The sequence below is a fragment of the Actinomyces sp. S6-Spd3 genome (assembly GCF_000758755.1).
Taxonomy (GTDB): domain Bacteria; phylum Actinomycetota; class Actinomycetes; order Actinomycetales; family Actinomycetaceae; genus Pauljensenia.
The window spans coordinates 1-548 of record NZ_JRMV01000144.1; the positions used below are offsets into that span (position 1 = coordinate 1).

A 548-nucleotide genomic window follows, 5' to 3' on the forward strand; every position below is an offset into this window, starting at 1 on the left:
GTGACTACCAGCAGGATGAGGAACAGGATGGTTGCGACGGTTGCGCCGTATCCCGCACGAGAATTCACAAACGTTTCTTGGTAAACCTGGTAGACCATCGTGGTCGTTCCAGTGCCCTGCGGGCCACCCCGAGTCATCACGTTGATAATGTCGAACACCTGCATCGAGTTGAGCAACACGGTGATTGACAGGAAGAACGTTGTGGGGCGCAATTGGGGCAGAAGCACGCGGGTGAGGCGCCTCCACGCAGAGGTTCCATCGATTTCTGCCGCTTCGTCCAGGTCTTTGCGCCGGCCCTGCAAGGCAGCGAGGTAGATGACGAAGCTGTAGCCCAAGTTCTTCCAAATGTAAGTCAGGGTCACCATGAAAAGAGCCCAGCCGGGGCGTTGATAGAAGTCCGGCGACTGGCTACCCAAGCGAATAAAAATGTCTGCAATGAGGCCGAAGCTGGGGTCGAACACGAACTGGAAGGCAACCCCGATTGCGGCTCCAGAGATGATGTAGGGCGCAAACACTACCGAGCGAACAAAGTTTCGACCCTTTAGCTT

General features: G+C 55.8%; 1 protein-coding gene. It reads right to left on the reverse strand.

Annotation, left to right across the window (positions count from 1 at the left end; translation table 11 throughout):
* Positions 1-548: carbohydrate ABC transporter permease (locus HMPREF1627_RS00850; protein ID WP_034500356.1), on the reverse strand; the 548-nt coding region annotated here is incomplete at both ends.